At 70.6% G+C, this 19,186-nt stretch carries 13 protein-coding genes; 9 read left to right on the top strand and 4 right to left on the bottom strand.

The window, feature by feature from the left end:
* The first annotated feature begins 81 nt into the window (after positions 1–81).
* The 3 genes from CKO28_RS08890 (at position 82) to CKO28_RS08880 (ending at position 3,765) form a co-directional block, all read left to right on the top strand.
* Positions 82–1,401: a phosphoglucose isomerase-related protein gene (locus tag CKO28_RS08890; protein WP_200340287.1), complete on the top strand. Its 1,320-nt coding sequence runs from the start codon at positions 82–84 to the stop codon at positions 1,399–1,401.
* Between the two features lie 5 nt (positions 1,402–1,406).
* A complete protein-coding gene (gene mutL / locus CKO28_RS08885) occupies positions 1,407–3,281 on the top strand; it encodes a DNA mismatch repair endonuclease MutL (protein ID WP_200340286.1) in 1,875 nt (624 codons plus the stop codon).
* Positions 3,282–3,375: 94 nt separating this feature from the next.
* Positions 3,376–3,765: a GxxExxY protein gene (locus CKO28_RS08880; RefSeq protein WP_242480449.1), complete on the top strand. Its 390-nt coding sequence runs from the start codon at positions 3,376–3,378 to the stop codon at positions 3,763–3,765.
* A 208-nt stretch (positions 3,766–3,973) separates the two neighbouring features.
* On the opposite strand, the gene CKO28_RS08875 is transcribed toward CKO28_RS08880, so the two are convergent.
* On the bottom strand, positions 3,974–6,712 hold the full coding sequence (locus CKO28_RS08875) for an HAD-IC family P-type ATPase (protein ID WP_200340285.1): 2,739 nt from the start codon (positions 6,710–6,712) through the stop codon (positions 3,974–3,976).
* Between the two features lie 211 nt (positions 6,713–6,923).
* Positions 6,924–7,133: a hypothetical protein gene (locus CKO28_RS08870; protein ID WP_200340284.1), complete on the bottom strand. Its 210-nt coding sequence runs from the start codon at positions 7,131–7,133 to the stop codon at positions 6,924–6,926.
* Between the two features lie 264 nt (positions 7,134–7,397).
* On the opposite strand from CKO28_RS08870, the gene CKO28_RS08865 reads away from it, so the two are divergent.
* On the top strand, positions 7,398–8,276 hold the full coding sequence (locus tag CKO28_RS08865) for a TIGR01459 family HAD-type hydrolase (RefSeq protein ID WP_200340283.1): 879 nt from the start codon (positions 7,398–7,400) through the stop codon (positions 8,274–8,276).
* Between the two features lie 177 nt (positions 8,277–8,453).
* Here the strand turns inward: CKO28_RS08865 and CKO28_RS08860 are convergent, their stop codons facing one another.
* Both CKO28_RS08860 and CKO28_RS08855 read right to left on the bottom strand, forming a co-directional pair.
* On the bottom strand, positions 8,454–8,777 hold the full coding sequence (locus tag CKO28_RS08860) for a hypothetical protein (protein WP_200340282.1): 324 nt from the start codon (positions 8,775–8,777) through the stop codon (positions 8,454–8,456).
* 182 nt (positions 8,778–8,959) lie between these two features.
* Positions 8,960–9,835, bottom strand: a complete 876-nt coding sequence (locus CKO28_RS08855) for a DMT family transporter (RefSeq protein ID WP_200340281.1) — start codon at positions 9,833–9,835, stop codon at positions 8,960–8,962.
* A 299-nt stretch (positions 9,836–10,134) separates the two neighbouring features.
* Here CKO28_RS08855 and CKO28_RS08850 point away from each other — a divergent pair, with 299 nt between their 5' ends.
* From CKO28_RS08850 to CKO28_RS08830, 5 genes are all read left to right on the top strand, one after another.
* A complete protein-coding gene (locus CKO28_RS08850; RefSeq protein ID WP_200340280.1) occupies positions 10,135–14,328 on the top strand; it encodes an SNF2-related protein in 4,194 nt (1,397 codons plus the stop codon).
* A 680-nt stretch (positions 14,329–15,008) separates the two neighbouring features.
* Positions 15,009–16,073 (top strand): Bug family tripartite tricarboxylate transporter substrate binding protein, encoded by a 1,065-nt coding sequence (locus tag CKO28_RS08845; protein ID WP_200340279.1) that lies wholly within the window; start codon positions 15,009–15,011, stop codon positions 16,071–16,073.
* A gap of 241 nt (positions 16,074–16,314) precedes the next feature.
* Complete coding sequence (locus tag CKO28_RS08840) at positions 16,315–16,818, top strand: tripartite tricarboxylate transporter TctB family protein (protein ID WP_200340278.1); 504 nt, start codon at positions 16,315–16,317, stop codon at positions 16,816–16,818.
* A gap of 89 nt (positions 16,819–16,907) precedes the next feature.
* Positions 16,908–18,428, top strand: a complete 1,521-nt coding sequence (locus CKO28_RS08835; RefSeq protein ID WP_200340277.1) for a tripartite tricarboxylate transporter permease — start codon at positions 16,908–16,910, stop codon at positions 18,426–18,428.
* An 11-nt stretch (positions 18,429–18,439) separates the two neighbouring features.
* Complete coding sequence (locus tag CKO28_RS08830; protein WP_200340276.1) at positions 18,440–18,835, top strand: hypothetical protein; 396 nt, start codon at positions 18,440–18,442, stop codon at positions 18,833–18,835.
* Positions 18,836–19,186: the final 351 nt, after the last annotated feature.

The following is a 19,186-nucleotide window of genomic DNA, read 5'->3' as shown; positions in this document are numbered from 1 at the left end:
GGGTGCAGAGTCGCCAAGCGCATTCGTACGTGCCGTGCCGGATGGCCGCCGCGCTGGGCGTCTGCTAGGCTCGGTCCCGCCATGACCCTGCCGTATACGCATGACATTGACGGCTGCCTCGCCGCCGGGTCCGGACGCGACGCGGGGGACCGAACCGGCCTGCCGCGCGCGCGCTTCGAGCCCTGGAGCGCCCGCGCCGGCGAAGCGCTCGCGCGCCTGCGGACGGCGCGCGACGACGGCCGGGCGCCTGCGTTCGTCCAGCTGCCCGGGCGCACCGACGACCTGGCCGCGGTGGAGCGGCTGGCCCGGCATTTCACGACCGGCTTCGACACCCTCCTGGTGCTCGGCACCGGCGGCTCGTCGCTTGGCGGGCAGGCGGTCGCGGCCCTGGTGCAGCGCGGCTTCGGCCCGCCCCCGGGCGCGCCCGAGGTGCGCTTCCTGGACAACGTCGATCCGGACACCTTTCACGCCATGACGGGCCGTCTGAGCCCGGCCAAGACCGGCGTGCTGGCGATCTCCAAGTCCGGCGGCACGGCGGAGACGCTGTGCCAGCTCGCCATCGTGATGGCTTGGCTGGGCGCGGCCAACGGCGATTCGCACCTGTCCCAGCACGTCGCCGTGATGACCGAGACCCTTGAGAGCCCGCTGGGCCAGCTCGCGGGCGAACACGGGCTGGCCGTGCTCGACCATGATCCCGAGCTGGGCGGGCGCTTTTCCGTGCTGTCGACGGCCGCGCTGCCGGCCATGCTGCTCGGTCTCGACGTTCGCCAGCTGCGCGCGGGCGCCGCGGCGGTCAACGCGGCCGCGCTCGACGCAATCGAGCCGGCCGAAACCGCGCCGGCGCTGGGCGCGGCGGTGCAGGTCGCCCTGGCGCGCGAGGCCGGGGTCAGCCAGTCGGTGCTGATGCCGTATTGCGACCGGCTGTTCTGGTTCGCCCGCTGGTACCGGCAGCTGTGGGCGGAAAGCCTGGGCAAGCAGGGCAACGGCACCACCCCGATCGACGCGATCGGCACGGTCGACCAGCACAGCCAGCTGCAGCTCTACCTCGACGGGCCGGCGGACAAGCTGTTCACGCTGGTCAACGTCCCCGCCGGCGACGTGGGACCGGCGGTCGATCCCTACCTGGTGCCGGGCGCCGACTATCTGGCCGACGCCACGATGGGCCAGCTGTTCGACGCGGAAGCGCGCGCGACCCGCGACTCCCTGCGGGCCCACGGCCGCCCGGTGCGCACGATCGACCTGCAGGAGCTGGACGCCTATCGGCTGGGCGCTCTATTCCAGCACTTCATGCTGGAAACCGCGATCGCGGCCGACCTGCTGGGCGTCGACGCCTACGACCAGCCGGCGGTCGAGGACGGCAAGCAGCGCACCAAGGCGTTGATGCGCGATCGCAACGGGTGAACGGCTTGACGAGCACGCTGCGGCGGCTGCCCGACGGCCTGATCAACCGCATCGCGGCGGGCGAGGTGGTGGAGCGCCCCGCCTCCGCGGTCAAGGAGCTGGTCGAGAACAGCCTGGACGCGGGCGCCCGCCAGGTCGACGTCACGCTGCGCGACGGCGGCCGGGCGCTGATCCTGGTCGCCGACGACGGCCACGGCATGAGCCCGGACGAACTGCGGCTGGCGATCGACCGGCACTGCACCTCCAAGCTGGCCGGCGACGATCTGGTCAACATCGGCTCGCTCGGTTTCCGGGGGGAGGCGCTGCCGTCGATCGGCGCGGTCTCGCGCCTGACGCTGGCGAGCCGCGCCCAAGGCGCCGACGCGGCCTGGCAGATCCGGGTCGAGGCGGGCGCCGCCGGCCCGGTCGAGCCCGCGCGCCTGCCCAAGGGGACGCGGGTCGAGGTGCGCGACCTGTTCTACGCCACCCCGGCGCGGCTGAAGTTCCTGAAGCAGCCCAAGACCGAGCTCGGCCACGTGCAGGACACGCTGCAGCGCCTGGCGATGGCGCATCCCCAGGTCGGTTTCACCCTGAGCGACGGCGACCGGCAGATGCTGCGCTACCCGCCCGCCGGCGGCGACGACCTGTTCGACGCCCGCCTGGCCCGCCTGTCCGCGGTGATCGGCCGGCAGTTCGCCGACAACGCGATGGCGATCCGGGCCGAGCGGGAGGGCCTGCGCCTGACCGGCTATGCCGGCCTGCCGACGCTGAACAAGGCGAACGCGCAGAGCCAGTTCCTGTTCGTCAACGGCCGGCCGGTCAAGGACCGCTTGCTGCAGGGCGCGCTGCGCGGCGCCTACCAGGACGTGCTGGCGCGCGACCGCCATCCGATGGCCGCGCTGTTCCTGGACGTCCCGGCGGCGGAGGTCGACGTCAACGTCCACCCGGCCAAGGCCGAGGTGCGCTTCCGCGCGCCCGGGCTGGTGCGCGGCCTGATCGTCTCCGCCCTGCGCCACCAGCTTGCCGATGCGGGGCACCGTGCCTCCGGCAGCGTGGCCGAGCAGGCGCTGGGCGCGTTCCGGCCGGAGGGCGCGCCGGCCGCGCCCCAGGGCGGTGGGCGCGGCGGCGCCGGCGGCCGGGCGTACGCGTACGGCGACGGCGCCCGCTGGGGCGGCACGTACACCCCGGCCCAGGCCGCGTACGCGGGCCCCGGGATGCGGGAAGCCGCGGACACTTATCATGCGCCGCTGCCGGACATCGACGCCGGGCCGAGCGCCCGGGCGGAATCCCCGGATGGCGCGCCGACGCCGGCGGGCGCCGACCACCCGCTGGGCGCGGCGCGGGCGCAGCTGCACGAGAACTACATCGTCGCGCAGACCGACCGAGGGCTGGTGCTGGTCGACCAGCACGCCGCGCACGAGCGGCTGGTCTACGAGCGCATCAAGGCCGAGTTGGCCGAACGCGGGGTCGCCCGGCAGGGGCTGCTGATCCCGGAAGTGGTCGAGCTGGAGGCGCGCGCCGCCGAGCGGGTCGCCGGGCGGGCGGCGGAACTGCAGCGCCTGGGCCTGACGATCGAGGCGTTCGGCGGCGGCGCGCTGGTCGTCCGCGAGGTGCCCGCGCTGCTGGGCGAGGTCGACGTCCAGGGCCTGATCCGCGACCTCGCCGACGAACTGGAAGAGGCCGACGACACGCTGAGCCTGGAGGACCGGCTGCACAGCGTCTGCTCGCGGATGGCCTGCCACGGCTCGGTCCGTGCGGGCCGCCGGCTCACCGTCGACGAAATGAACGCCCTGCTGCGGCAGATGGAGGCCACGCCCAAAAGCGGTCAATGCAACCATGGCCGCCCGACCTACATCGAACTCGGCCTCGCCGACATCGAACAACTCTTCGGCCGGCGGTAAAAGGCAAGCTCACCACAGAGGGCACGGAGGTCACAGAAAGCGCCCGAAACGTGGAATATGCACCCCGTGTTCTAACGCACGGGGTGGGTGTGGTTTGACGAACTCTGGCGACCTGCCGTCGAGCGATTTATCATATCGCGTTCTCGGCGCCGCATTCGAGGTCCATCGAGCTCTCGGGCCTGGGCTGCTGGAGCGGATCTACGAAGCCTGTTTGTATCACGAGCTGATAAAGCGTGGAGTGGAAGTCGAACGGCAAGCGACGTTGCCGATCGTGTATAATGGTATGGTCATCGACGACGGCTTGCGCCTCGACCTTGTGGTCGAGGCGCAGTTAATTTTGGAAATTAAAGCCGTCGAGACGGTCCTGCCGATCCACAGAGCGCAGATCCTGACCTACTTGCGGCTGTCCGGTTATCGATTGGGGCTCCTCATCAAATTCAACGTCGAGCGTCTCACAGCAGGCATTCAGCGCGTTGTTCTATGACTGCGTCTCTGTGCCATCTGTGACTTCTGTGGTGACAAAAACTTGCCTACCTTCGGGATCACTGCCGGGGTCGATGGCGAGGGCGAGGCCGATGGGCTTCGGGCCCATCTCGGCCCTGAAGCGGGCCGGCCGGTAGCTGTGCCGTGCGATCTGGCCGCCGTACCGACGCGGGTGGCGGCGGAAGGTGTTTGAGGCAACCGACCGCGCGTTAACGTGCCGCGCCGGCGAAACGTCGCAGGACGGCCTTCTCTCCCTCCATCGCCGCGAACAGCAGCACCGCACAGCCGGCGATCGCGGCCCAGGCGTCGCGTGGCAGCGGCGCGGTGCCGAACAGCGTCTGCATCGCCGGCCAGTAGGTGAACAGCCCCTGCAGCGCCATGACCAGCGCGACCGACACGACCGCCGGCCGGGCGGTCGTCAGCGCCGCGCGGGACAGCGCGGAGCCGTCCAGGCGGCGCGCGCTGAACAGGTAGACGATCTCCCCGGCGACCAGGGCGTTCACCGCGAGCGTCCGCGCCTCGGCGATCGCCATGCCGGAATCGCGGGCGAAGGCGAACAGCCCGAACACCGCGATCACCAGGAGCGCGGAGACGAACCCGACCCGCCAGATCAGGAAGCCGGACAGGATCGGGGCGTCGCGCCGGCGCGGCGGTCGCGCCATCACGCCGGGTTCGCCCGCTTCGAACGCGAGCGCGAGCGCCAGCGTCACCGCCGTCACCATGTTCACCCACAGGATCTGTACCGGGGTGATCGGCAACAGCGTGCCAAACACGATCGCGGCCAGCAGGGTGAACGCCTGACCGCCGTTGGTCGGGAGGATGAACAGGATCGCCTTCGTCAGGTTATCGTAGACGATCCGCCCCTCGCGCACCGCAGCCGCGATCGAGGCGAAGTTGTCGTCGCCCAGGACCATCTCCGCGGCCTCCTTGGACGCCTCGGTGCCGCGCCGGCCCATCGCCACGCCGACGTCCGCGCGTTTGAGGGCAGGGGCGTCGTTGACCCCATCGCCGGTCATCGCGGCGACCTGCCCCTTCGTCTGCAGGGCGCTGACCAGCCGCAGCTTGTGCTCGGGCGTGGTGCGCGCGAACACGTCTGTGCGCGTGACCGCTTCCGCCAGCTCGGCATCGTTCATCCGGTCCAGCTCGTGGCCGGTCAGCGCCGGCCGGCCGCCGCCGATGCCGAGCTCGCGCGCGACCGCGCCGGCGGTGGCCGCATGGTCGCCGGTGATCATCTTGACCGCGATCCCGGCGGCCTTGCAGTCGCCGACGGCCGTCGCCGCCTCCGCCCGGGCGGGATCGAGGAGCGCGAACAGGCCGAGCAGGGTAAAGCCGCCCTGCTCGATCTCGGCGAACGACAGCGCCTGCGCGCCCGCTTCGGCCGGACGCTCCGCGACCGCCAGCAGGCGGTAGCCCGCGCCGGCCAGCCGGTCGAGCCGCGCGTGCCAGGCATCGGTGTCCAGCGGCACCTCGCCGTCCTGCCCGCGCGCGCTGTCGCACAGGGCGAACACGCGTTCCGGGGCACCCTTCAGCCAGACCACCGGCCGCCCGTCGCCGCGGTCGTGCAGGCTGGCCATGAACTTGTGCGCGCTTTCGAACGGGATGGTATCGCGCCGGGGTCCCGCGCGGCTGCCGCCCGCCTTGAGCGCCAACGCCTTCAGCGCGCCGTCGACCGGGTTGCCGGCAAGCCGGTTGTCGTCCGGGTCGTCCGGATCGGGCGACAGTTCGGCGTCGTTGCAGGCGTCGCCGGCGCGGATCGCGTCGGCCAGCGCGCGATGCGCGCCGGCCGTGACGGCCGTGCCGTCCAGCGTGATCTCGCCGGCCGCGCCGTAGCCCTCGCCGGTGACCTCGAAGGTGGCGTCCTGGGTGGCGACCCGCCGCACGGTCATCTCGTTGCGGGTCAGGGTGCCGGTCTTGTCGGAGCAGATCACCGTGACCGCGCCCAGCGTCTCGACCGCCGGCAGGCGGCGGATGATCGCGTTGCGCCGCGCCATCGCGCCGACCCCGATCGCCAGCGTGATCGTCATGATCGCGGGCAGGCCCTCGGGGATCGCGGCCACCGCGAGCCCGACCGCCGCCAGGAACATCTCGTCGACGCCGTAGCCGCGCAGCAGCACGCCGAAGCCGAACGCCAGCGCCGCCAGCGCCAGGATGCCGGCGGTCAGGTAGCGGCCGAACACCGCCATCTGCTGCAGCAGCGGCGTGGTCAGCGTCGCCACCCGGGAGAGCATGCTGGAGATCCGGCCGATCTCGGTCCGCGCCCCGGTCGCGACCACGACGCCGGTGCCCCGGCCGGCGACCACCAGCGTGCCGGAATGCGCGATCCCGGACCGGTCGCCCAGATCGGCGTCGACGGCGACCGCTTGCGCGTCCTTGTCGACCGGCACCGATTCGCCGGTCAGCGCGGCCTCCTGAATCTGCAGGGAGCGCGCGCGCAGCAGCCGCAGGTCGGCGGGCACCTTGTCGCCACTGGCGAGGTGCACGAGGTCGCCCGGCACCAGGTCCGCCGCCGGCACCTGCTGGCGCCGACCGTCGCGGGTGACGGTCGCCTGCGGCGACAGCATCGCCGCGATCGCGGCGAGCGCGTTCTCCGCCTTGCCTTCCTGCAGGAAGCCGATCACGGCGTTGATCAGCACCACGCCCAGGATCACGCCGGTGTCGATCCAGTGGCCCAGCGCCGCGGTGACGACGGCCGCCCCGAGCAGGACGGCGATCAGGATATTGGCGAATTGCTGGGCGAAACGCTTCAGCGGCTCGCGCCGGGCGGCCGTCGGCAGGCGGTTCGGGCCGTGTTCCGCCAGGCGCCGGGCCGCGTCCTCGGCGCCAAGGCCGTTCTCGGCGTCGGCGTCCAGCGTGTGCAGCACCTCGTGGGCCGGCCGGGCGTGGGGCGGCCGGTCCTTCGCCGGGGTTTCGCTGCGCTGCGGACCGGTCGAAACGTGCGTATCGGGCATGGCGGCGAACTCGCTTGGGTGCACTGCAGCATACCCACCCGCGATCTATCCTGCACGCATATGAGACCGGACAGCGGCCATGCGCCGCAAGCGGCCCTTTTCGGTGAAACTGGCAGGGACGTCCATATCCCCTCTCCCTTGAGGGAGACTTCTGCGCAGCTCGCCAAACGCGCGTATGGGGCCTTCGACACAGACGCCTTCGGCGTCCTGCTCAGGATGCAGTTGCAGGGTGACCGGCGCGCAGGATCTCCAGGAAGTTCAGCCGGCTCTTCGGGTTGGTGGTCGCGAACGCGGTAAAACGATCGTCGCCGATCTGGGGGCAGTAGCCGTTGCGTGCCTGATGCCGGGCACCGGTGTCGTCGACACGCACCCAGGCCGCCGTGGCGACGCCGGCGCGCAGCACGTCCTGCGCTTCTTGCACAATCCCGCCGGTCCGCCCTTCGCCATGACCCAACAGAATCACGCCCCATACCGGGTGCACCCAAAGATGAGTCCCAACACCCCCAGATGCCCGGGGTTTTGCCTATCTTGCATCTTGCTCTAGTCTGTAGGCCAAGCCGGCATTTCCGCGCGTTCGCCGGCGCCTCACCCGCTTAACTTTGCCGTCGTCGTGTGGCACAACGCCGCCCCAACCATGCCGCAGCGCAGCATGGCCGCCTGTTCCGCGACCTCCGGATCCAACGCGATGACCGATCAGCCCGCCAACCGCCGCGGCCTCGAAGAGCTGGCCGAGGGCTACGATGCTTTCATCCTCGACCTCTGGGGCGTCCTGCACGACGGCCTCAAGGCCTATCCCGAGGCGGTCGAGGCGATGCAGGCGCTGAAGGCGCGCGGCAAGCGGCTGCTGCTGCTGTCCAACGCGCCGCGCCGGACCGAGGACCTTGCCCGGCAGATGGCGAACCTCGGGCTCAGCCAGGACAGCTACCACCATCTGATGTCGAGCGGGCAGGACGCCTGGACCCACCTGCGCGACCGCCCCTGCGACTGGTACCGCGATCTGGGCCGGCGGATGCTGCACATCGGCCCGCCGCACGACGCCAACATGCGCGACGGGCTGGACGTGTCGCTGGTCCACGACGTGCAGTTCGCCGAGTTCGTGCTGAACACCGGCCCGGCGCTTCAGTCGACCGAGATCGGGTCGCTGGAGCCGGTGCTGCGCCAGGCCGCCGACCGCGAGCTGCCGATGATCTGCGCCAACCCGGACATCCGGGTGATGCGCGGCGAGGCGGTCGAGCTGTGCGCGGGCGCGCTCGCCAAGCGCTACGAGGAGCTGGACGGCGAGGTGCGCTACCACGGCAAGCCCTACCAGGGGATCTACGACAGCTGCTTCAGGCTGCTGGGCGACCCGGACCCGGCGCGCACGCTGGCGGTCGGCGACACGCTGCACACCGACATCGCCGGCGCCCGTCAGGCCGGGCTCGACAGCGCGTTCGTCCCCGGCGGGATCCACGCGAGCGAGCTTGGCGTGCGGATGGGCGACCTGCCCGACCCCGGCACGCTGACCGCCCTGTTCGGGCGGGAGGGCGAACACCCCACGCACGTGATCCCGGCATTCCGCTGGTAGCAGACGGCGCCGCCCGGCCCGGCTCGGGCGGGGCGGCTTGCCGTCAGGCGCGCGGTTTGGTTTCGGGCGAGACTCAGCCGAAAGGTGCGTCCGCCTTTCAGCTGAATCTTGCTCTCTCTTCAAGCAGGTAGAGCAAAAGTCACGATGAAGGTCGACTTGACCTTTATCGATTCTGCTCTAGCACTCGACGTCGTCGTTGGCCTTGCAGCGGAAGGTTTTGCGCAGTTGCTTCAGCGCCTCTTCCTGGGCGTTCTGCTTTTTCTGCAGGCAGCTCAGGTAGTCCTCGACGGACTGGCTGTAGTGTTCCACGTCGCGCTCGCAGCGGTTGATCCCCTGGGGATCCTCGTAGGTGATGTCGGAGTTGACGCAGGTCGGCTTCACCGGCTGGCTGCATATGATCCGGTTCTGCGCCAGCGCGGGCCCGGCGGTCAGCGCGGCCGCGGCGACAAGGCCGGCCAGGCCGGCTGTGAGCGGGCGGGCGATGCGGCGGTGGGTTCGCAAGGGTCGGGCTCCTCAGCGGTGTTTTGGCGGCGCCGGCGGGCGCTGGTCGCGCTGTCGCTCGCCGGGTGCGGGCCCCGGCGAGCGACGGCTCGGTTTGCGGTCAGGAAAACACACCCGGGCGACTGGGTCGACGGCGTTGACGTCGATGGGCGGGCCGGCGTCGCAGCAGCGATCCCCGCCGGTCAGCCGGGGACAGCCGGCCGGGCGCGGGTGCCCACGTAGACGTGCCCGGCAACCGAGCCCAGCACCAAGACGCCGCCGAACAAGGCCGCCGGGCTGGGCAGTTCGGACAGCAGCAGCCACGCCCAGACCGGCCCGAACACCGTTTCCAGCAGCATCAGCAGGCTCGCTTCCGCCGCCGGTAGGTAGCGCGGGCCCTGCGCGATCAGGGTGAACGCGACCGGGATCACCACCAGGCCGAGCAGCACCATGTAGGGGACGCTTGCCATCGGCATCACCGGCGCCCAGGCGAACGGCAGCATGGCCAGTACGACGATCGCCGCCGCGGCGACCAGAACCGGACCGGTGTTCGACGACCGCGCCCGGCGCAGCAGGGTGAAGAACAGCCCGCTCGACAGCGTCACGCCCAGGCCGACCAGGTGGCCGATCAGGTCCGCCTCGGCACGCAGCTCGCCGGCCACCAGCACGACGATCCCGGCGAACGCGCCCAGGATCGCGATCAGCGTGCTGGGCCGCAACCGCTCGCCCAGCAGCAGCCGCGCCATGCCGGCCGTCGCCAGCGGCGTGCAGGCGACGAACAGCAGCAGGTTGGCGACCGGGATCAGCTTGGCGCCGATCACGAAGCACAGGTTGCCGGAGGCGAACGCCATCGCCGCCAGCAGGTCGTAGCGGCCGAACGCGCGCACGTCCGCCCACAGCCGGCCGCGCCGCTGCACGGCGGCGAGCGCGGCGAAGCCGAGCGCCATCAGCACCCCGCGCCACAGCGCGGTCGTGACCGCGTCCGCCTCGATCAGACGCACGAGGGGGGCATCCAGACTGAGCACGGTGACGCCGGCGCCGGTGATCGCGACACCCTTGAGATGGTCGGGCAGGGGCATGGGCGCGGCCTTACCGCCCGCATCCGCCCAGGGCAAGTGCGCGCTGCGCACACCGGCGATGTCGCCTCGGGGGGGTGGTTCAGCGCCGCGCGCTTATTATCTGGACCTGTCGGGGGGCCCCGCGCGTTGACCTGCGGCCGGCCGGTCGGCCGCTCGACCCCGCGCGCCGCCGTGCCGACGGACCCCGTTGACCTTCCGGGCGACAGCCGCGAGTTTGGGTGCCCGCTTGCGCACGTCCCGGCCGCGCCGGCGCCCTGCGATCCAACCCGATCAGCCTCTTTCCGACCCGAACGGACCCCATGCAGACCACGTCGTCCGAAATCGATCTGACGCGCGCCATTCGCGGTGCGTACCGCGAACGCGGCTGGGAAGCCTTCCGCGACGGCAAGGCCCGCCTGCGCACCGTCGATCTGGACGAATCCGGCGCGATCTCGATCACCGGCGAGGTCCAGGACAAGGACGATCTCAGCTACAAGCAGGACGTCCGCCTGGTGCCCGACGCCGGCGGCAGCACGCAGGTCTCCGGCACCTGTACCTGCCGCACCATGGTCAACTGCGCGCACGTCGCGGCGCTGATCTACGCCTGGACCTCCCGCCAGGGCACGGACGAGCCGCAGGAAGCGTTCGAGAGCAACCTGGAGCCGGAGGACGAGGAGCTTTCCGGCGACCTGGCGCAGTACCTGGACGTGCTGGAGCAGACCGCCGCCAAGCCGCCGCGCGCCCACGCCCAGGCCGGGGCGGAAGCCACGCTGCGTTACGATCTGGCCCTGGAGCGCGCGGACGACGGCGCGGTCCGCCCGGTCGTGCGGCCGCTGAAGGTGGCGCTGGACAAGGACGGGCAGCCGGCCGGCAAGCCGGAAGCCTACGCGCTGGAGAACGTCTACCAGAGGCCGCGGCCCGGTTTTCTGACCGCCGACGACATCGCGGTGCTGGAGACCCTCGCGGGCTCGTCCGGCCACGGGCTGGAGGACGGCGACCAGGTCGACCTGCGCGGCCCGTTCGCCGCCTGGGCGCTGGAGCGCATGCTCGCGACCGGGCGCGCCTACTGGGCGGACAGTCCGAGCGCGGGCCCGCTTCGGCGCGGGCCCGCGCGTCCCGGCCAGCCGGCCTGGCACAAGGACCGCGAGGGCCGGCGCAAGTTCGGCGTGATGCCGCAGACCTCGCTGTCCGACATGGCCGCGATGGTGCTGCCGCTGTCGACGCCGTTCTACCTGGATCCGCAGGCGGCCGTGTGCGGGCCGATCGACGTCGACATGCCGGGCGAGCTGGCCTCGGTCCTGTTGGCCGGGCCGCCGGTGCCGAGGGAGCAGGCGGGCGCGTTCGCCACCGCCGTCACCAACCGGCTGGGCGAGGTGCTGCCGACGCTGCCGAGCGGCGGCAACGAGCGCCTGTCGGAAGGCCTGATCCGCCAGCTCGACGCCCTGGAGCAGGCCGCCCCCAGCCAGCCGCGCCAGCAGCGCCGGGAGATCGAGAGCAAACGCACCCAGCTGCGCTATTACCTGGCGCTCGAGCAGGGCAAGTCGGGTCAGGTCGCGGTGGTCAAGCCGGCGACCGTCAGCTGGGACGAGGCGGGCACCGAAAGCGCCGCCAAGGGCTACTCCGTGCGCAACGTCTACAACCAGCCGCGCGCCAGTTTCCTCAGCGCCGACGACGTGGGCGTGCTGGAGACGCTGGCCGGCGCCTCCGGCTCCGCGCTGGGTCACGAAACGCAGGTCGAGTTGCGCGGGCCGTTCGCCGCCTGGGCGCTGGAGCGCATGCTCGCCACCGGCCGGACCTACTGGGCCGCGCGCCCGCAGGCCGGGCCGCTCGCCCGCGGCGAGCCGGCGGCAGGCACGCCCGCCTGGATCACCGGGGAGCGCGGCAGCCAGCGCTTCACCGTGCTGCCGGACGCCCCGCAGACCACGCTGTTGCCGCTCAGCACGCCGTATTACGTCGACCTGCAGGCGCGCCGCGCCGGGCCGGTCGCGCTGGACCCGGAGCAGCCGGTCGCGGGCGAACTGGTGGCCGCGCTCCTGGCCGGCCCACCGGTGCCGGCGGGCGAGGCCCGGCCGTTCCGCCAGGCGCTGGAAAGCCGCGTCGGCCCGGCGCTGCCGGCAATGCCCGCGGCGCCCGAGCGCCAGGAGACCCGCACCGTCACGCCGACGCCGATCCTGCGCCTGACCCAGGCGCGCATCCATCCGCTGCCGAGTCCGCGCGGCTGGCGCGCCAGCCCGCCGCCGGAGGTGGTCGACGCGGCGATCGCCGAACTGCACTTCGACTACGGCGGCGCGCGGATCGTCGAGGGCGACCCGGCCGCCACCCTGGAGTGGCTGGAGGCGGAAAAGCTGGTGCGCGTGCCGCGCGCCGACGTGATCGAGCGCCAGACGGTCGAGCGGCTGAGCCAGGCCGGGCTGGAAGAGGTCCGCCCGGAGGGCCGTAGCCGGCGTGCCGCCCGGCAGGGGCCGATCTGGCGCGGCCTGCTCAAGGAGCACGCCTACGACGACAAGGATGCCTGGCTCGCGTTCTGCTACACCGCGCTGTCGGAGCTGCAGAGCGCGGGCTGGCGGGTCGAGATCGACCATGACTTCCCCTACGAGGTCCTGCCCGCGCCCAACGACTGGACCTTCGAGGTGACCGAGGAGGACGACGGCAAGGCGTTCTCCGTACGCTTCGGGGTGGAGATCGACGGCGACCACCTGGACCTGCGCCCGCACCTGGCCTCGATCGTGCAGCAGCTCGACAAGCGCCAGGAAGCCCAGGAGCAGACCGCCCCGCAACCGGCCGACAAGACGAGCGCGGTCGAGCCGGAGCGCGAGCCGCGGCCGCTGTTCGTCCCGCTCGGCGACGGCCGCCACCTGCCGCTGCCTACCGGCAAGATCGAGCCGGTCGCGCGCACCCTGGAGGAACTGGTCGAGGCCGGCGAGGGCGAGGTCGCCCACGGCGGCCCGCGGATCCCGGCCGCGCGGCTGGGCGAACTGTCGGCGCTGGAGACGGCCGCCGACGGTGCCGGCCTGACGCTCGACGGCGGCCGGCGGCTGCGCGCGCTGGCGGAAGCGCTGCGCACCGGCACCGGCCTGGGCGACGTGCCGATCCCCAAGGGCCTGCGGGGCACGCTGCGCGACTACCAGCACGACGGCTACGCTTGGCTGCAAACGCTGGCGCACCACGGCTTCGGCGGTATCCTGGCCGACGACATGGGCCTGGGTAAGACGATCCAGGCGCTCGCGCACGTGCTGGCGGAGAAGGAACAGGGCCGGCTCGACCGGCCGGCGCTGCTGGTCGCGCCCACCAGCGTGGTGCACAACTGGGTCAACGAGGCGCAGCGCTTCGCCCCCGATCTCAGGGTATTGGTGCTGCACGGCCCCAACCGCAGCGAGCGCTTCCCGGAGATCGCCCGGCACGACCTGGTGGTCACTACCTACGCCCTGTTGCCGCGCGACCGGCAGGCGCTGAGCGCCCAGGGCTACCACGTGCTGCTGTGCGACGAGGCGCAGAACGTCAAGAACGCCGACGCGCAGGCCGCGCGGGTGCTGCGCGAGCTGGACGCGCACCAGGCGATCTGCCTGACCGGTACGCCGATGGAGAACCACCTGGACGAGCTGTGGTCGCTGATGCGCGTCGGCGTGCCGGGCGTGTTCGCGGACCGCAAGACCTTCCGCAAGACCTTCCGCACGCCGATCGAGAAGCGCAACGACCAGCGCCGGCGGGCGATCCTGTCGCGCCGGGTGCGCCCGTTCCTGCTGCGCCGGACCAAGCTCCAGGTCGCCTCCGAGCTGCCGCCGCGCACCGAGATGCGCGAGCCGGTGGAACTGACCGACGAGCAGGTGCGGCTTTACGAGCAGGTGCGCCAGCAGATGGACCAGAAGGTGCGCCAGGAAATCCGGGAGAAGGGGCTGGCGCGCAGCCAGATCACCGTGCTCGACGCGCTCTTGAAGCTGCGTCAGGTCTGCTGCGACCCGCGGCTGGTCAAGCTGGACGCGGCGCGCGAGGTCAAGTCCTCGGCCAAGCTGCAGCGGCTGATGGGCATGCTGGAAGACCTGATCGACGAGGGCCGCCAGGTGCTGGTGTTCTCGCAGTTCACCTCGATGCTCTCGCTGATCGCCGAACAGCTGGACGACGCCGGGATCGACTACGTCACCCTGACCGGCGCGACCCGCGACCGGCAGACCCCGGTCGAGATGTTCCAGGACGGCGAGGTGCCGATCTTCCTGATCTCGCTCAAGGCCGGCGGCACGGGGCTGAACCTGACCGCCGCCGACACGGTGATTCACTACGACCCCTGGTGGAACCCGGCGGTCGAGGCGCAGGCCTCCGACCGGGCGCACCGGATCGGCCAAGACAAGCCGGTGTTCGTCTACAAGATGATCGCCGAGGGCACGGTCGAGGAGCGGATCGTCGACATGCAGGCGCGCAAGCGCGACCTCGCCTCCCTCGTCCAGTCCGCCGAGCAGGGCAAGGGCCCGGCGTTTACCGAGGACGACCTGGAGGAACTGCTCTCGCCGGTTCAGGGGTAGCTGCGGGCGTTCGCGTATGCCGGGCGTCGCGGCGGGGAAACTGTCCGCCGCTGGAGGCTTTTGCACAGTTCGCGTGGACGCCCGTATGGGGTCCTTCGACACGGCCGCCTACGGCGTCCTACTCAGGATGAAATTGCAGTTTTGTCAGCAACGTACATCTATCTGCATGCTGAGTAGCCAGTCCTAAGCTTGTCGAAGGGCTGGCGTGTCGAAGCACCCCACACGGACGCTCATGCCCGCGTGCAAAAGGACCCCTCAAGGGACAGCGAGCCGCCGACGCGGTCGGTTCGACCGGATGGGGCGCGGCGTCAGACGCGGTCGCGCCGGGGGCGCGCCAGCAACCCGCCGGGACGCTGCACCGGCGGCACGGTCGACCCCGTCCCGGTCTTCCGGCGGCGCCGCGAACTCCCGTGGCGGATACCGTGCGTGGGTTGTTTCACACAAGCCTGCTGCGTATTAGCCGACCATATTATTTCTTAATTGTCTTTCATGGCGCTTTAAAGTAACAATCTGTCTTCCGGCCCTGAGCGGCGCGCGTGCGTCGCCAGCCGGGCCAACGAACGTGTGGTCGGCACCGAACAACCGGCAGGCCGGGCGTGCGTCCCGTTCGGGGCACGCGGCGGCGCACAAGACCGGCGATCGGCCATCGGGCTCAGGTAAACGTCATGGGAGATTACCGGATGACCGGATTTACGGCAGTGCGCCGCGTGTTTGGAGTGCGCCGCGTGTTTGGAGTGCGCCGCGTCGTCGGCTGGACAGGCAGCGGCAAGCGGCTCGGCAAATGGCTGGGGGCGGCGGCCCTATGCGCCGGCCTTGCGGTCACCGCCGCGCCCGATGCGGCGCGCGCGGAATGGCAGCCCAAGCGGCCGATCCAGTTCGTGATCATGGCCGGCACCGGCGGCGGCGCCGACCAGATCGCCCGCCTGTTCCAGTCCATCATCGAGAAGGAGGACTTCTCGCGCGTGCCGGTGATCCCGATCAACAAGCCGGGCGGCTCGGGCGCGGAGGCGCTGCGTTTCCTGCAGGACGAGGCGGGCAACGAGCACGTCATGATGATCACGCTCAACAGCCTGTTCACCACCCCGCAGCTGAACCCGAACCTGGGCGTCGACATCGCGACCTATACCCCGATCGCCCGGATGGCGCTCGACACCTTCCAGCTCTGGGTGCACGCCGATTCCGGGATCCAGAGCCTGGACGACTACATCGCCCAGGTGAAGCAGGCCGGCGGCAGCTGGAAGATGGGCGGCACCGGCAAGGGCCAGGAGGATTCCCTGGTGACCGCGATGCTGGAGCAGGAGTTCGGGCTGAAGATGACCTACATCCCCTTCCCGGGCGGCGGTACGGTGGCCAAGAACCTGGTCGGCAAGCATATCGACAGCACGGTCAACAATCCGGCCGAGCAGATCGCCTTCTACGAGGCCGGCCGCACCCGGCCGTTGATGACGATGACGCCGGAACGCCTCGAGATGCTGCCGGACGTCCCGACCTCGGGCGAGCTCGGCCATCCCGAGCTGGTCTATTACATGCAGCGCTCGATCGTGGCCGCGCCGGAGATCTCCGACGGGGCGCGGCAATGGTACACCGAGTTGATGCGCAAGGTGTACGAGAGCGACCAGTGGAAGGAATACACCGCCAGCGAGGGCCTGTTCCGCGAGTGGCTGGAGGGCGACGAACTGGCCGCCTATTTCGCCGAGGAGGTCAAGAAGCACAAGAAGCTGCTGGCCTCCACCGGCGCGATGTAGGCCGGCCTGCACCCAGATTGATGCCCAAAGGCCCAGCGTAACGGCGGGTCCCCTCTCCGCCACTGGGGGGAGAGGGACAGGGAGAGGTGGCTCTGCACGGCGCGGTACCTGGAACTGCGCGTAGCGCAGATGCCGCGGGCAACCTCCTCACCCTAACCCTCTCCTCCCAGGTGGAGGAGAGGGGATCCCGCTGTGTCGCGTTCGACGTTACGCGATACCAATACAGACAGGTGAATCCGGCATGACGGTCCGCACCGCGGAGCTGGGGATGACGCTGCTGCTGGCGGCGCTGTCCGTCTATCTGATGGTCAAGAGCGCCGAGCTCGAGATCGGCTGGATCCAGGGCGAGGGGCCGGGCGGCGGCGCCTGGCCGTTCTGGCTGGCGGCGGGCATGCTCGCCTGCTGCGCGGTCACGCTGGTACGCTGGTGGCGCGGCCTGACCCCGGAATCGCGCAACCTGGAGGCGTTCGTCGGGCCGGCCACCGCGAAGATCCTGGGGCCCACCGTGATCTCGATCGCGGTCATGCTGGGGCTGACCCACGTGATCGGCATCTACGTCGCGATCCTGATCTTCCTGTTGTTCTACCTGCGCTTCATGGGCCGGCACAGCTGGACGCTGACGGTGTCGATGTCCCTGATCGCGCCGGTCGTGACCTTCTTCTTCTTCGAGGCGGCGCTGCGCATTCTCCTGCCCAAGGGCATCACGGAGCCGCTGTTCTATCCGCTCTACAGCTTGATCTACTGAACCTTCGCCCGGCCTATCGCGCCGCCGGCCGCCCGCACGCGGGCACGTCCGGTTCCGTCCGTCGTGTCATGACCTGAAAGAGCCGACCCATGGAGCTGATCCAGCCGCTGATCGACGGCATCTTCATCGCCCTCGAGCCGATCAACCTGGCGATGGTCATCCTGGGCGTTCTGATCGGCCTGTTCGTCGGTGCGATGCCGGGGCTGGGCTCGGTCAACGGGGTGGCGATCCTGCTGCCCGTGACCTTCCTGGTGCCGCCCACGGCCGCGATCATCTTCCTGGCGGCGATCTACTACGGCGCCATGTACGGCGGCGCGATCTCGTCGGTCATGCTGGGGATTCCCGGCGCCTCGACGGCGGTGGCGACGACCTTCGACGGCCGGCCGATGGCGCTCAAGGGCGAGGCGGACCGCGCCCTGGTCGCCGCCGCCGTGGCCTCGTTCGTCGGCGGCACCATCTCGGTGATCCTGTTCACCCTGTTCGCCCCGCCGCTCGCCGAATTCGCGCTCAAGTTCGGCCCGCCGGAGGAATTCGCGCTGATGGTGCTCGCCTTCGCGACCTTCGTCGGGCTGGGCGGCAGCGACATCTCCAAGACGATCTTCTCCACCCTGCTCGGCCTGGTGCTGGCGACCGTCGGGCTGGACATCGTCTCGGGCCAGCCGCGGCTGATCTTCTTCGACCTGCCGGGCTTCTACCACGGCATCAACTTCCTGGTGCTGGCGATCGGCATCTACGGCATCGGCGAGATCCTGTGGACCCTGGAGATCAGCCAGGGCCGGGTGATGGTTTCCAAGGTCGAGATGTCGATCAAACGTATGCTGGACGCCTTTCGCAGTCTGAAGGTCACGGTGAAGTCGACCCTCGCGGGCTCGCTGATCGGCTATTTCATGGGCATCCTGCCGGCCGCCGGCGCCACCCCCGGCTCGCTGGTCGCCTACGGCATGGCGAAGTCGTTCTCCAAGGATCCGGAGAGTTTCGGCAGCGGCAACATCAACGGCGTGACCGCGCCCGAGAGCGCCAACAACGCGGCCTCCACCGGCTCGCTCCTGCCCATGCTGACGCTGGGCATCCCGGGCTCGCCGACGACCGCGATCCTCTTGGGCGGCATGATCATCTGGGGCCTGCGCCCGGGGCCGCTGTTGTTCGAAAACAACCCGGAGTTCGTCTGGGGCCTGATCGGCAGCCTCTATATCGCCAACGTCTTCGCCATGCTGATCAACCTGGCGTTCGTGCCGGTGTTCATCGCCGTGCTGAAGTTGCCGTTCACCATCCTGGCCCCCGTTATTTTCGTGCTCTGCGTCACCGGCGGCTACGCGCCGGAGCAGTCGATGCACGACGTCTGGCTGATCCTGCTGTTCGGGGTGATGGGATACCTGCTGCGCAAGCTGAACTATCCGGTGGCGCCGATGGTGCTGGCGATCGTGCTCGGCCCGCTCGCTGAGCGCTCGCTGCGGCAGAGCCTGCTGGGCAGCCAGGGCGACATGCTGATCTTCGTCGAGCGCCCGCTGTCCGCGGTGTTCCTGCTGCTCGGCCTGGCGCTGTTCGTCTACCCGATCGTCCAGATGGCCCGGCACAAGAAGCGCCAGGGCGGCCCCGCCGGCGAGGGGTAAGGGGGCGCCGCGTGGCGGACTGCCGTCGACCTGCCAGACTGTGGCGCCCGGCGCGCGTCTTCGGGATCGCCGCCGCGGTGCTGGGCCCGGCTGCGCTCACCGCCTGCGCCCCCGCCGACCCGCCGGAAGTGGCGCTGTGCAAGTTCGCGCTCGCGCGCGCGGTGCCCAACCCGCTCGCCGACCCGAACGCGCTGGTCACCCAGGGGATCGACACAACGACCGTCGACCTAGTCTACCGCGACGCCGGCGCCCCCACGACCGCCACCTGCACGGTCACGGTCACCCGCTTCGCCGTGCGCCTGCGCGCGCTCAAGATCGGCGACACCCCGGTCCCCGACCCGACCCTCGCCCGCATCCGCGCTAACTGGGCCTCGAAAGAGGACGCGGGAAAGCTGTATCAGTTGTGAGGGGGCTTGCGAGTGTGACGACCCGGCGAGGATGCTTCGAGACGCCGGACTGGGCCGGGCTCCTCAGAATGAAGTCTTGTGTTTTCAATTAGATAGCTTCACCCTGAGGGGGCCCGCAGGGCCGTCTCGAAGAATCCCGGACGGGTCGTGGTGCGGGCGTTGACCGGCCTCACCCTGCTTAATTCGGTGCGCCCTGACGGCGCGGTCTACCAGTGGAGGAAGGGTCCACCCAGACAGTAGTCGGTTTGGTCTGGTAGCTGACGAGCGGCTTCGTCGGGCAACCGGCGGGGCCGAAGCCTCGTGACAAAGGCCGCTTCAGGCGGTTGAGCGATCCAGCGGGCCGTAACATGC

Origin of the sequence: Rhodovibrio sodomensis (assembly GCF_016583645.1) — a bacterium.
In the GTDB taxonomy this organism is placed as follows: domain Bacteria; phylum Pseudomonadota; class Alphaproteobacteria; order Kiloniellales; family Rhodovibrionaceae; genus Rhodovibrio; species Rhodovibrio sodomensis.
This window is presented reverse-complemented; position numbering and strand designations above follow the sequence as displayed.